At 60.7% G+C, this 13,503-nt stretch carries 9 protein-coding genes and 1 tRNA gene; 5 read left to right on the top strand and 5 right to left on the bottom strand.

Annotated features, from left to right (window positions below; all coding sequences use genetic code 11):
• Positions 1 to 54 precede the first annotated feature (54 nt).
• Positions 55 to 2,190, top strand: coding sequence for a HelD family protein (locus CEPID_RS05545; RefSeq protein ID WP_047240108.1), 2,136 nt, complete (start codon positions 55 to 57; stop codon positions 2,188 to 2,190).
• Positions 2,191 to 2,228: 38 nt separating this feature from the next.
• Here CEPID_RS05545 and CEPID_RS05540 read toward each other — a convergent pair whose 3' ends face one another.
• Complete coding sequence (locus CEPID_RS05540) at positions 2,229 to 2,672, bottom strand: universal stress protein (protein ID WP_047240107.1); 444 nt, start codon at positions 2,670 to 2,672, stop codon at positions 2,229 to 2,231.
• A 148-nt stretch (positions 2,673 to 2,820) separates the two neighbouring features.
• The gene (gene uvrB, locus CEPID_RS05535; protein WP_047240106.1) at positions 2,821 to 4,899 is read right to left on the bottom strand and encodes an excinuclease ABC subunit UvrB; all 2,079 of its coding nucleotides are present in this window, start codon (positions 4,897 to 4,899) and stop codon (positions 2,821 to 2,823) included.
• A 95-nt stretch (positions 4,900 to 4,994) separates the two neighbouring features.
• Between uvrB and CEPID_RS05530 the strand changes: the two genes are divergently transcribed.
• Complete coding sequence (locus CEPID_RS05530) at positions 4,995 to 6,119, top strand: HNH endonuclease (RefSeq protein WP_047240105.1); 1,125 nt, start codon at positions 4,995 to 4,997, stop codon at positions 6,117 to 6,119.
• Here the strand turns inward: CEPID_RS05530 and coaE are convergent.
• Together coaE and rpsA are read right to left on the bottom strand one after the other, a co-directional pair.
• Positions 6,098 to 6,664 carry a dephospho-CoA kinase gene (gene coaE / locus CEPID_RS05525; RefSeq protein WP_047241383.1) on the bottom strand — a complete coding sequence of 189 codons (567 nt, stop codon included), beginning with the start codon at positions 6,662 to 6,664 and terminating at the stop codon, positions 6,098 to 6,100. The two genes, CEPID_RS05530 and coaE, sit on opposite strands and share 22 nt — an antisense overlap.
• 67 nt (positions 6,665 to 6,731) lie before the next feature.
• Positions 6,732 to 8,192: a 30S ribosomal protein S1 gene (gene rpsA, locus CEPID_RS05520; RefSeq protein WP_047240104.1), complete on the bottom strand. Its 1,461-nt coding sequence runs from the start codon at positions 8,190 to 8,192 to the stop codon at positions 6,732 to 6,734.
• 173 nt (positions 8,193 to 8,365) lie between these two features.
• Between rpsA and CEPID_RS05515 the strand changes: the two genes are divergently transcribed.
• Positions 8,366 to 9,097, top strand: a complete 732-nt coding sequence (locus tag CEPID_RS05515) for a class I SAM-dependent methyltransferase (protein ID WP_236684305.1) — start codon at positions 8,366 to 8,368, stop codon at positions 9,095 to 9,097.
• A gap of 7 nt (positions 9,098 to 9,104) precedes the next feature.
• On the opposite strand, the gene polA is transcribed toward CEPID_RS05515, so the two are convergent.
• On the bottom strand, positions 9,105 to 11,699 hold the full coding sequence (polA, locus tag CEPID_RS05510; RefSeq protein ID WP_236684316.1) for a DNA polymerase I: 2,595 nt from the start codon (positions 11,697 to 11,699) through the stop codon (positions 9,105 to 9,107).
• 139 nt (positions 11,700 to 11,838) lie between these two features.
• Between polA and CEPID_RS05505 the strand changes: the two genes are divergently transcribed.
• Positions 11,839 to 11,912 (top strand) — tRNA-Leu (locus tag CEPID_RS05505).
• Between the two features lie 541 nt (positions 11,913 to 12,453).
• Positions 12,454 to 13,347 (top strand): hypothetical protein, encoded by an 894-nt coding sequence (locus CEPID_RS05500; RefSeq protein WP_047240102.1) that lies wholly within the window; start codon positions 12,454 to 12,456, stop codon positions 13,345 to 13,347.
• The last annotated feature ends 156 nt before the right edge of the window (positions 13,348 to 13,503 follow it).

The following is a 13,503-nucleotide window of genomic DNA, read 5'->3' as shown; positions in this document are numbered from 1 at the left end:
GACGAACCGCCCCCGGGAAGCATTTCCGGGGGCATTCGCCTATCCTGGACTGCTATGAATTCTGATCCCCGCATAGCAGCCGAACAAGAGTACGTCGACGGCCTCTTTGCCCGGATCGACACGGAAGTGCAGCAGTCCAAGGCGCGGCTAGACAAAGTGCTGAAAGAGATCGACCTTGCAAATCCAGACGCGCTCGTCGAACGCGAAACCGCCTACCACGCGCTCAACGCGAAACTGGACCAGCTGACGATCGCGCAAATCGGGCTGGTCTTCGGCCGGATCGACATCGCGACGCCACCCGAAGCGAACGAAAACCCCGTGCCCGGCCGCCCAGACCTGGAGCGCCGCTACATCGGCCGCATGGGCATCGATGCCAAGGAAGACAACTACCGCAATCTTCTTCTCGACTGGCGCGCACCCCAAGCCCGACCTTTCTACCTCGCGACCACGGTGACCCCAGAAGGCGTCGAAACGCGCAGGCACATCCGAACCAAGGGCCGCACCGTCACCAGCATCGACGACGAAGACCTCCGCAACGGCAAAGACAGCGCACCCGACATCGCGAGCGAATCCGCCCTGATCAAGGCCCTCAACGCTGCCCGCGGCGAGCACATGAACACGATCGTCGAGACGATCCAGCGCGAGCAGGACGCGATTATCCGCGACACCACCCGCGGAGTGATGGTCGTCCAGGGCGGACCGGGAACCGGGAAAACCGCAGTCGCGCTGCACCGCGCTGCCTACCTGCTCTACACCTGGCGCGAACAGCTGGCCAAGACCGGCGTCCTCATCGTCGGCCCCAACAAGGTATTCCTGGAATACATCTCCCACGTGCTGCCGGAACTTGGCGAAACCGGCGTCGTGCTCTCCACCGTGGGCGACCTCTACCCGGGCATGACCCCAGACCTCGCGGACAGCCGCATAGCCCAGGAAATCAAGGGCTCGGAAGAGATGGTGTACATCCTCACCCAAGCCGTCCGTGCCTACCAAATCGTGCCCGAAGCACCCATCCCCATCCGCTTCGGCAGCCTCGAACTTCAGGTCACGCCCGCCATGGTGAAATCCGCGCGCACCCGTGCCCGTCGCTCGCGCCGCCCGCACAACGACGCCCGAGCCATCTTCACCGACTACCTCCTCGACCTGCTAGCCGCCCAGCTCGCTGACCTCATCGGTACCGATCCGCTCGGAGGCGCCAACCTCCTCTCCAAAGGAGACGTTGCCCAGCTCCACGACGACCTCGCCGAAGAACCCGCAGTCCTTGCCGTATGCGAGGAACTGTGGCCCAACCTCGACCCTATCGACGTCCTGGGCGACCTACTCACCAGCCGCGAACGCATCGCCGAAGCCGCCGCCGAGTACGACTCCGAAACCCAAGACGCGCTCTACCGCGCACAGGCGGGCTTCTCCCCCGCCGACGCCGCACTTCTCGACGAGCTCGCCCAACTCATCGGGCTGCCCGACCACGAAGCCACCGCCGACCATGAGTGGAGCGAACGCGTCGCCGAAGCCCAAGAGGCCCTGGATATTCTCACCGGCTCTGCCGTGCAAGACCTCGACGACGGATTCGACGCCGAAGTCCTCATGGCGCACGACGTCATCGACGCCGAAACCCTTGCCGAACGGCAAGAAGTCCGCGACCACCGCTCCACCGCCGAACGCGCCCGCGCCGACCTGCAATGGGCCTACGGGCACGTCATCATCGATGAGGCGCAAGAACTCACCCCGATGGAATGGCGCATGGTCATGCGCCGTTGCCCTTCCCACTGGATGACGATCGTTGGCGACACCGCCCAAACCGGCTCTCCTGCGGGCGTGGATTCGTGGACGGAGACATTGGCACCGTTCGTCGGCACGCGCATACGCCTGCACGAACTCACCGTGAATTACCGCACCCCAGCGGAAATCATGACATACGCAAACGAGCTTCTGAAACAAATCGCGCCCGAGCAGCAGCCCGCGCGGGCCATCCGATCCACGGGGGTTCCAGTGCGTTTCGGCACGATAGATGAACTCGCCGACATCGAGGGCGCGACCATCATCGGACCTGGCCACCGGCCGGTTTCAGACATTAAGGGCCTGGAATTCGACCATGTCGTGATCGTGCACCCAGACGAGATTGCTACTGATTCGCTGCAGGATCTGTACGTCGCTGCCACGCGCGCCACCCAAACACTCACTGTCCTGAAATAGCGAAAGCCCGCCGAAAAGGCGGGCCAGGTTCGCAAAACCTAGGACGTAACCGTGTGCACAATCATGACGTCGCAGTTGGACTGGCGAGCGACGTCGGCAGGCACGGAGCCCAGCAGACGGCCGGTCAGCGAGTTGATGCCGCGGTTGCCGACGACGAGCAGGTCAGCGTCGTGTTCGGTGACGATGGCCATGAGCGCCTCAACTGGGGTGCCCGGCTTGATCGCGGTAACGATCTTCTTGGCGCCGACCTTCTCCGCTTCAACCTTGGCCTTGTTGAGGTTCTCCTGCGCTGGGTCGTCGCCCAAGACAGTCACCGAATCCTGGCGCAGGGTCTTGTTGGCGTCTTCCTTCGACTCGTAGTAAGCACAGCCGATGACCAACTCGGCGTCGAAAGCGGCTGCGATGGCAGCGGCGCGCTCAACAGCGAGCATGGAGGACTTGGAGCCGTCCGTACCGACAACGATCTTGGTGTAGTTGCTCATATGCATTCCTTCTTCCAGGTAGTTCGATGCCGTCTAGTCTGTCAAAGCAGAATACACGGTCCACGTTTCAAGGATAGTCCACATTATGGACAAACCTTGCCACCTGGACTGTGATTTGCAACCTCTTTCTCATCGAGAGACGAAATTATTAGATGCCCGCGTCGCTCAAACCTCGCAGCTCCTTCTTCAGCTCGTAAATCTCGTCACGCAGCCTGCCCGCGAGCTCGAACTTCAGATCGCGGGCCGCGTCTTTCATCTGCGCCGTCAGGTCGTCGATAAGCTTCTTAATCTCGCCCTGTGCCATCGTGGACGTATCCCGCTTCTCGACGACCACCGCTGCATCCCCCGCCTCGCCGGATTCCTCCACCATCTCCAGGATGTCCGCGATCTTCTTCCGCAACGGCTGCGGATCGATGCCATGTTCCTTGTTGTAGGCCACCTGCTTCTCTCGACGACGTTCCGTCTCCTCGATCGCATGCTGCATGGAGTCAGTGATCCGGTCGGCGTACATGTGCACCTCGCCGGAGACGTTTCGGGCCGCGCGGCCAATCGTCTGGATGAGCGAAGTTGTCGAACGCAGGAAACCTTCCTTGTCGGCATCCAGAATCGCTACCAGTGAGACTTCCGGCAGGTCCAAACCCTCGCGCAGCAGGTTAATGCCGACCAGGACGTCATACTCACCCAGGCGCAGCTGACGCAGCAGCTCCACCCGCTGCAAGGTATCGATGTCCGAATGCAGATAGCGCACCTTAACGCCGTTTTCCAGCAGATACTCCGTGAGGTCCTCCGCCATCTTCTTGGTCAGCGTCGTGACGAGCACGCGTTCCTGCTTCTCCGTGCGCAGCCGGATCTCGTGGATGAGATCGTCGATTTGCCCCTCTGTTGGCTTCACGACGATCTTCGGGTCCACCAGCCCCGTCGGACGAATGACCTGCTCGACGAACTCGCCACCAGCAGCAGCCATCTCGTAATTGCCCGGAGTTGCCGACATATACACACACTGGCCCTTGCGGGCATCGAACTCTTCCCACGTCAAGGGTCGGTTATCCAACGCACTCGGTAGGCGGAAGCCGAACTCGACCAGGTTGCGCTTACGGGAAGCGTCGCCCTCGTACATGCCGCCGATCTGCGGCACAGTGACATGGGACTCGTCGATGATCGTCAGGAAGTCTTCCGGGAAGTAGTCAATCAGCGTGGCCGGGGCGGAGCCGGCAGGGCGGCCATCGATATGCCGCGAATAATTCTCGATACCGGAGGTGAAACCTACCTGCTCAATCATCTCGAGGTCATACTCCGTGCGCATGCGCAGGCGCTGCGCCTCAAGCAACTTGCCGCGGTTCTCGAAGTCCCTCAGACACTCGGCCAACTCCTCCTTGATCGCCTTAACCGCGCGCTCCATCCGCTCGGGGCCCGCAACATAGTGGGTGGCGGGGAAAATCCGCAGCTCGTTGACCTGGCGAATCACGTCTCCGGTAAGCGGGTGGATGTAGTACAACGCGTCGATCTCATCGCCAAAGAATTCCACCCGTACGGCCAGCTCCTCATACGCAGGGATGATGTCCACCGTGTCCCCCTTTACCCGGAAAGTGCCCCGCGTGAACGCGACATCGTTGCGGGCGTATTGGACGTCGACAAGCAAGCGCAGGAACTTATCACGCTCGATCTCCTCGCCTGTTTGGAGCATCACGGAGCGATCCAGGTACGACTGCGGCGTACCCAAACCATAAATGCAGGACACGGAGCTGACGACCACGACGTCGCGACGGCTCAGCAAACTCGACGTCGCCGAGTGGCGCAGGCGCTCGACGTCCTCGTTGATCGACGAATCCTTCTCGATATACGTATCCGACTGCGCGATATACGCCTCCGGCTGGTAGTAGTCGTAGTAAGAGACGAAATACTCCACCGCGTTATTCGGGAGCAATTCCCGCAACTCGTTCGCCAACTGCGCCGCCAGCGTCTTATTCGGCGCCATCACGAGAGTCGGTCGCTGCACCTGCTCAATCAACCACGCCGCCGTCGCCGACTTACCCGTACCCGTCGCACCCAGCAAAACGACGTCCCGCTCACCACGATTCAGGCGCTCCGTCAATTCCTTGATCGCCTGAGGCTGATCGCCAGCCGGCTGGAACTCGCTGATGACCTCAAAGCGCGCATCACTGCGCTCGATGTCCTCCGGACGATGCTCAGAATGCGGAATCAAAGGATGCTCTGCAGGAAATGCCATGCGTCCAGCCTACCGCTTGTGGATAACTCGAGTTATCCACAGGTTTGCCTTTCACGCGCGCCACACTCCCCACCCAGTGCGCTAGGTTAGGCGCCATGACCGACGCCTTCCTCGCCTTCGCAGCAGCCCACACCCCGGGCATCGCAATCGTCGACGCCTGCGCACGCCACGCGAGCAAGCTAGGCATCGACAAACTGTCGGCCGACACGGGCATCCCACCCCTAGAGATCCGCGCCCACCTCGAAGCCCACAAACAGCTATCGCCCCACCGCGAATTGGCGGCGACCCTCGGAATCCCCCTCGACACGCTTCTCCTCGTCTCCACCTGGTCCAAACGCGTGCTTCCCGACGACATCCCCGTCCTCCTCCGCGCAGTTGAAAACACCACCTACACCGAAGCCGAAGACCACCTGCGCGCCGCCACCAGAGAGCTGAACCGCGGCAAAAACCGCACACGCCCACGTGGCAGCGTCGCCGTCGCAAAGCGGCCAGACTACTGGGGACGACGACGCGTAAGTTTTTATCTCACCGACGCGGAACACGCCGACATGAAAGCAAATGCGGGAGCATACATCGCCGCAGCCCGCGAAAAAGACCCCACCCTCAGCTACGGGCAAGCGCTACACATGTGGCTCCTGCGCCAACTGACCACGCCGGTATCAGAGGCCCGCAAGACATACAAACCCGTACTGCTCATGCCCGTTGACTCCTCACTAACATGGGAACGGGGCTACCTCGTCACCGCCGACGGCGTCCGCGTCGACCCAGTCGAGCTACTGAAAGCACAGCTTGACGACACCGGCTGGGCCCTACAAACAGCATTAGATGCTACCGGCACCGCCCAAGCCATCACCGTCGCCCGCATCCAAAACACCCGATTCTCCACCGGAGAACACCGCATGATCGCGGCATTAGATACACTCGTCTGCTCCTGGCCCGGATGCCACCACATAGCGATGGACTGCCAAGCCCACCACATCCATCCCGCCGCACAGGGTGGGGAAACATCCTGGGAAAACCTCGCGCCGCTGTGCAAGAAACACAACGGCATGAACGACGACCTGAGAACAGTACGCAACGGCCGCATCATCCGCGGCAACGGAGGATACCCCGGCCACCAACGAAGACCCGGCGACCCTGTCAGATACTCCGCCAACGACCTCCTCACCGCAGGATGGCGAGGCCTAACCTACGACGCCTACGCCAGAGCCTCCACCTGACGTTGAAGGTCTGCCAACGTTCCATTATTATCCAGCAGCACATCAGCGGCCGCATTCCTCTGCGAGTCGCCGATCTGTGCTGCCATTCGACGTCGTGCATCCTCCTCGGACAACCCACGCCTGATCAGGCGCCTGACCCGTTCCTCCGGGTCGACGTGCACTACCCATACCTCATCCATGCCCTGATCTAAGCCGAGGTCGACTAGCAGAGGCATGTCGTACACGACCGTCGCATAACCGGCAGCCTGGGCAGCAGCGAATCGACGCTCCGTCTCCTCCCGAATCAATGGGTGCATGATGGCGTTGAGCTTCTCCGTCGCCGCGGGTGAGGCGAAGGCCAGACGAGCCAAAGCAGCGCGATCAAGTGAGCCGTCGGCGGCGATAATATCGGGGCCGAACACCACCCTGAGCTCTGGGAGGGCTGTAGGGACGACGTCCCGCGCGACTTGGTCGGCATCGATCACTGGAATTCCCCGCGCTGCCAACATGCCCGCGACGGTCGATTTCCCACTTCCAATGCCCCCGGTGAGGCCGATCTTTTTCATGTACCCAAGCATACAAAAAGCCCGCCAGGTTGAAGCCTGGGCGGGCTGGAAGTGTACTAGCTAGGAACTAGTTGCCTGCGAGCTTTTCGCGCAGAGCTGCGAGCTGCTCGTCGGATGCGAGCGAACCTGTGGTCTCTTCGACTGCTGGTGCTTCTGTGTCCTCGGTAGCTGCTGCTTCGGAGGAGTAGCTAGCTGGTGCAGCTTCAGCGGCCTCGGCAGCAGCGGCGCGGTTCTTTTCGATTTGAACCGTGTGCAGCTGGTGGCGACGCTCGGATTCGGCGTAGCGAGCTTCCCAAGCAGCGCGCTGCTCTTCGAAGCCTTCGAGCCATTCGTTGGTCTCTGGGTCGAAGCCTTCTGGGAAGATGTAGTTGCCCTGTTCGTCGTAGGAGTCGGCCATGCCGTACTTGGATGGGTCGAACTCTTCGGTGTAGTCCTCGTCAGCCTGCTTGAGGGAGAGGGAGATACGTCGACGCTCGAGGTCGATGTCGATAACCTTGACCATTGCTTCGTCGCCAACGCCGACAACCTGGTCTGGGACCTCCACGTGGCGCTCAGCGAGCTCGGAGATGTGGACGAGGCCTTCGATGCCTTCTTCGACGCGGACGAAGGCGCCGAATGGGACAAGCTTCGTGACCTTGCCTGGCACGATCTGGCCCACAGCGTGGGTGCGTGCGAAGACGCGCCATGGATCTTCCTGGGTAGCCTTCAGTGACAGGGAGACGCGCTCGCGCTCGAGCACGACGTCGATGACCTCTACGGTGACTTCGTCACCGACGGAGACAACCTCGGATGGGTGGTCGATGTGCTTCCAGGACAGCTCGGAGACGTGCACGAGGCCGTCGACACCGCCGAGATCGACGAATGCGCCGAAGTTGACGATGGAGGAAACGACACCCTTGCGGACCTGGCCCTTTTGCAGCTGTGCGAGGAACTCGGAGCGGACCTCAGACTGGGTCTGCTCGAGGAATGCACGGCGGGACAGAACGACGTTGTTGCGGTGCTTGTCGAGCTCGATGATCTTGGCTTCGATCTGCTGACCGATGTAAGGGTCGAGGTCGCGAACGCGACGCATTTCAACGAGGGATGCAGGCAGGAAGCCGCGCAGGCCGATGTCGAGGATCAGGCCGCCCTTGACAACCTCGATAACGGTACCGGTGACTGGCTCGTCCTTTTCCTTGAGCTCTTCAATGGCACCCCATGCACGCTCGTACTGTGCGCGCTTCTTGGACAGGATCAGACGGCCTTCCTTGTCCTCTTTGGTGAGGACGAGGGCGTCGATCTGGTCGCCGACCTGGACGACTTCGTCTGGGTCAACGTCGTGCTTGATGGACAGCTCGCGGGATGGGATGACACCTTCGGTCTTGTATCCGATGTCGAGCAGAACCTCGTCGTGATCAACCTTGACGACGGTACCTTCGACAATGTCGCCGTCGTTGAAGTACTTGATGGTTGCGTCGATCGCTGCGAGGAAATCCTCAGCGGTGCCGATGTCGTTGATGGCTACCTGAGGAACGTTGTGGTTGGGCATGTGAACCTTATAGGAAATCGAAAATGGACAGTTGAAGTGCGTGATCTACCCTCAGCGGGCTAGCAGCGAATGCTCGCGGCACCCTCCTATTAAGGCCCCGCAGTTGCATCGTTGCAGATACGCCCGCCTTACGTTAGTCCGTTTCCCCAGCATATTCAAATAGAATGTGGCACATGTCTTCATCTTTTTCGGCGGCTAACCGCGCCTGGTGGGATTCTGATTCCCAAATTTATCACCAGTCACACGAGTCCTACCTGTCCAGCTTCTACTGGTGCCCGGAAATGCTGCACGAAAAGGACGTCCGGTTGCTCGGCAACGTCGCTGACAAGCGCGTTTTGGAAATAGGCTGCGGCTCCGCGCCGTGCGCCAATTGGCTTTACGACGATGGTGTGGAATTTATCACTGCGTTCGATATTTCGTGGGGCATGCTTTCCCATTCCACGGGCAACGCTCCCCTTGTTCAAGCCGATGCGTTGGCTATGCCCTTCGCTGATAATTCCTTCGACGTCGTCTTTTCGGCCTTCGGTGCGATTCCTTTCGTGGAGTCGTCGCTAAGCGTGCTCGACGAGGCCGCGCGGGTGCTCAAGCGGGGCGGTCGTTTTGTCATGTCCATTAACCATCCGATGCGGTGGATTTTTGCCGATGATCCGGAATCGTTCGAGGTGCAGTACAGCTATTTTGACCGCGAGGGCTACACGGAGTTTCAGGGCGAGAGGCTCACCTACGCTGAGCAGCATCGGACGCTCGGTGATCGCATCCGGGAACTCCTCCAGGCCGGTTTCGTCCTCGACGATCTCATCGAGCCGGAATGGCCCGTGGGCCTCACCGAGAACTGGGGGCAGTGGTCTCCGAACCGGGGGCGGGTGTTCCCTGGCACTGCTATCTTCGTCGCCCACCTCGCGTAGCTTGCGCCTAGTGCGCTGCTAGGTCCCAGTTCTCGCCGGAGCCTGCGGACACTTCGAGTGGCACGCGCAGGGTGATGGCGGCGTTCATTTCGCGTTCGAGGATTTCGCGCACGTCGTGTAGCTCGCCGGGGGCTACTTCGACCACGAGTTCGTCGTGGACTTGCAGCAGCATGCGTGACTTCATGCCTTCCAGGGCGGCGTCGACACGCAGCATGGCTACTTTTATGATGTCGGCGGCGGTTCCCTGGATGGGTGCGTTCAACGCTGCACGCTCGGCGTTTTCGCGGGCGACGCGGTTATCGGACAGTAGCTCGGGTAGGTAGCGGCGGCGCCCGAACAGGGTGGCGGTGTAGCCGTCTTTGCGGGCTTGCTCGACGACTGTCGAGAGGTAACGGCGCACCCCGCCGAAGCGCTCGAAGTAGGCGTCCATGATTTTCTTCGCCTCGCCAGCGGAGATGTCGAGCTGGCCGGCTAGTCCGAACGCGGAGAGGCCGTAGACGAGGCCGTAGGACATGGCTTTGACGCGACGGCGCAGCTCGGGAGTGACTTCGGAGACGGGGACGTCGAAAACGCGGGAGCCGACGTAGTTGTGCAGGTCTTCGCCGGATTGGTAGGCGGAGATCAGGCCCGGATCTTCGGATAGGTGGGCCATGACGCGCATTTCGATTTGTGAGTAGTCGGCGGTGAGCAAAGTTTCGTACCCCGAACCCACCATAAAAGCAGCGCGGATGCGTCGGCCGGCTGGGGTGCGCACGGGGATGTTTTGCAGGTTGGGTTCGGTGGAGGACAGTCGTCCGGTGGAGGCGACGGTCTGGTTGAAGGTCGTGTGGATGCGCCCATCTCCACCGACGGATTTGATGAGCCCATCCAGGGTGGTTTTCATTTTCTGGTATTCGCGGTGCGCTAGCAGGTGATCGAGAAATGGGTGGGGATGGTTCACCGCTAGTTGCTCGATTTCCTTCGCGGCCGTGGAATAGCCCGTTTTGGTCTTTTTGGTCTTCGGCATACCAAGCGTCTCAAACAGCACGACTTGTAGCTGTTTCGGCGAGGACAGGTTCAGGGTGGGGTCGCCGGCGAGCTCACGGGCAGCCGCTTCTTCATCGGCCACCATCTCGACGAACGTGTCGCGCTGCTCCTCTAATGTGTCTACGGAGACGGCGATGCCCGCGGCTTCCATGCGTGCGAGCACGTCCACGAGGGGAAGTTCCAGGTCGGCGAAGAGTTCGTAGGAGTCGATGCTCTGTAGCTCTTTGGTGAGTTCCTGGGTGAGTTCCCAGATGGCATGCGCGTGGTCGGCAAGTTCGGTGTTGTCGGTGAGCAAGGAGAGCTGAGCGTCGGCGCTTGCGAGGGTTTTCTTCAGGTGTCGCTGGTAGACGTCGGCGAGCGCGTAGGTCCGCTGCCCAGGCCGGAGGACGTAGGCGGCCAGCGCCGTGTCGAAGGCGATTCCTTTCACCTCATAGCCACGCCCGGCGAGCATGTGCCAGGCGGCCTTGGCGTCGTGGAAGAACTTCGGCTCAGGTGAGCGCAGCCATTCGCCCAGTGCGTGGTCGTCGGCCTCATCGAGGTCCGCGGGGTCCACGATTAGTGCGTGCGCCTCGGCGTCGATAAGCGCCAGGCTGTGCACGTCTCCGGCGGCCGGCGCGCCCGTTCCAGCTAGCGCCACGGCGAGCGGACCGCGACCGGGGAGCCACTCGGCCAGCTTGAGCTTATCGACGACCACCTCCGCCGCCACCGGTTGCTCCGTGGGGTTCTCCCCTTGTGTCTTCACGACTGCCAGAATGCGTTCGCGCAGGTTGGCACCGAATTCGAGGTCGTCGAACTTGGCGGCCACTTCGGCGACATCGACCGGCTTCGGTTCGAGTTCGTCCGGGGAGACGGGCAGCTCCATGTCCATGATCATCTGGGTGAGGGTGCGGTTCATGCGGACTTGGTCGAGCCGCTCACGGAATGCATCGCCAGCTTTGCCTTTGATTTCGTCGGCGTGTGCGAGCAGCTCTTCGAGGCTGCCGTACTGCTGGATCCACTTGGCAGCAGTTTTCTCCCCCACGCCCGGGATGTTCGGCAGGTTATCTGAGGGGTCCCCACGAAGGGCAGCGAAGTCCGGGTACTGCGCGGGCGTGAGCTGGTACTTTTCCTCCACGGCTTCCGGCGTAAACCGATGCAGGGTGGACACCCCACGCATGGGGTACAGCACGGTCGTGGTGTCGTTGACCAGCTGGAAGGAATCGCGGTCGCCGGTGACGATGAAGGTCTCAAAGCCGAGGGGCTTGGCAGCGGTGGCCAGCGTAGCGATAATGTCATCGGCTTCGTAGTTTTCCTGCTTGATGGTGGTGATGCCGAGGCTATGCAGCACCTCCTCGATCAGCTCGACCTGCCCGCGGAACTCCTCCGGCGCAGCCTCACGCTGCGCTTTATACGCGGGGAACATCTCCGCGCGGAAAGTCTTTCGTCCCACATCAAAGGCCACTCCGACGTGGGTCGGCTGCTCCTCCGCAAGCAAATTCGCAAGCATGGAAATAAAGCCATACACCGCGTTCGTATGCTGACCACCGCTAGTGGAGAAGTTCTCCGCCGGCAAAGCGTAAAACGCGCGGAAAGCCATGGAATGACCGTCTAGGAGCAAAAGGCGAGGGCGGGTCTGAGTAGCATTCACGACACCCCAGTCTAGGCGATTTCATTTTCTGCCAAGCTTTGGGTTAATATTTGTTTCCAGCGCACGAGCCAACCGGTTTGACGCTAACGCCCCTGTATCCCAATTGGCAGAGGAAACGGATTCAAAACCCGTGCAGTGTGAGTTCGAGTCTCACCAGGGGCACTGTAGGGCGAGGGGTTTCAGTAAACCTCGGTAATCCCTTGGAGTTTTCTCCAAAATGCAAACAGTCGCGGGCTTTGCCATTGCGCTTTCACAGTAGCGGGGACACGGAAAACGCAGCTAGAGTGGCCAAACACTTCTGTTAGGCAAAATAGCAACGAAGTAGAATTGGCGCATTTGGGTGGACTACCGGCGCCGGATCGCGGAGACCAACGACCCCGCACCCACCCGAACCCGATGACGCTATCGAGCAGGCTCGCCGAACGTACTAGGCCGAAAAGGGTGTCCGCGTGTGGCGTAGACCTTGGTCATTTTCGGCGCCAGCCGGTCAACCCGGAGGAGTTCGATCCTATAACCGGGCAACCCACCCCGACTGTGGTTTCCAAAAAGAAGCGGACACTCCGATTGCCGAGCGACGTGCGCGGTTGACCACGGGGCAGAGACGCTAGGGGGACAAGGAAAACCCAGCTAGAACGAACGTACCCGCACATGCGTTCGCACCCGCACAGCGACGTGTCCACCCCAGCTGTCACACTTGGCAACCATGATGACAACAGACAAATCCGGCCAGCTCGATCCCCAGTTCGCGGCCTTCAAAAAAGACATGTTCATGCTGTCCACAGGGGTCGCCAACGCGGCAAACCGCATCGGCATCGCTCACCCCGCTTGGGGCCCGGACATCACCGGACCTGTAAACAAGATTCTCGATCCCGCCGTCAGCAATGTCGCGCGGCTTCCTGACGAGCTAGCGCGAGCCATCATGCAAGTCGCCGCTGCTCACCCAAACCAAATCGGCCAGCTTATGCACAGCGAGTTCACCACTCCCGCCACCGTCGCTCCACTTGCCCGCACCGCCATTGAAAACATCGCGCTGTTGCTCTACATCAACCGAGACGAGGACAAACCAGAGGAGCATACCGTCCGAGCCGCTCGTGCCATCCGGTGTGGCATGAACCGGGACAAAGTACACACGATCAAGGGGCTCGACGAACTTTACGGCGGCCTCAACACGGTCTTGCAACGCTACACCAAGAAGCACACCATCCCCGAGCTCAAACACGATGAAGTCGGCTATGACAAGTTGGTCAAACAAACCTTGGGCGAGCTGGTCGGTGAGGGCTTCTACGAAGTGCTGTGCAGCTACACCCATCACAACGCCTGGCGTGCCTACTACCAGTTCCTAGCAGTGAGCACGAACCCCACCGATCTCGAACTCGATAGTCTACTGTTTGCCTACCGCACGTCGATAGCGGTGGCTGTCGGCGCCAAGATGCTCAGCCAATACCGAGATGCCATCGAAACCCGCGAACTGACCGACTATCTCATTGATGCTGTGGAGCGCATGCAGGCGCTCGGTCGGCGGATTGACGCCTTCCAGGACGAGCTGCGCGAACGAGCCGAGAAACTCCACTTCTCACCCCCACATCGGGGCGCCTGACCACACTGTCACATCAGCCTCCCCGTATGCACCTCATCACCAGAGACGACGCCCCACATGTAGCAACAACCCGCCCCAGCCGTGATACGTCCCACGTCTAAGCGCTTGTGCTACAAACCGGCCACATGGGCCATATATGCTGGTAACACCAAGAAA

Source organism: Corynebacterium epidermidicanis (assembly GCF_001021025.1).
Taxonomy (GTDB): Bacteria; Actinomycetota; Actinomycetes; order Mycobacteriales; family Mycobacteriaceae; genus Corynebacterium; species Corynebacterium epidermidicanis.
This window is presented reverse-complemented; position numbering and strand designations above follow the sequence as displayed.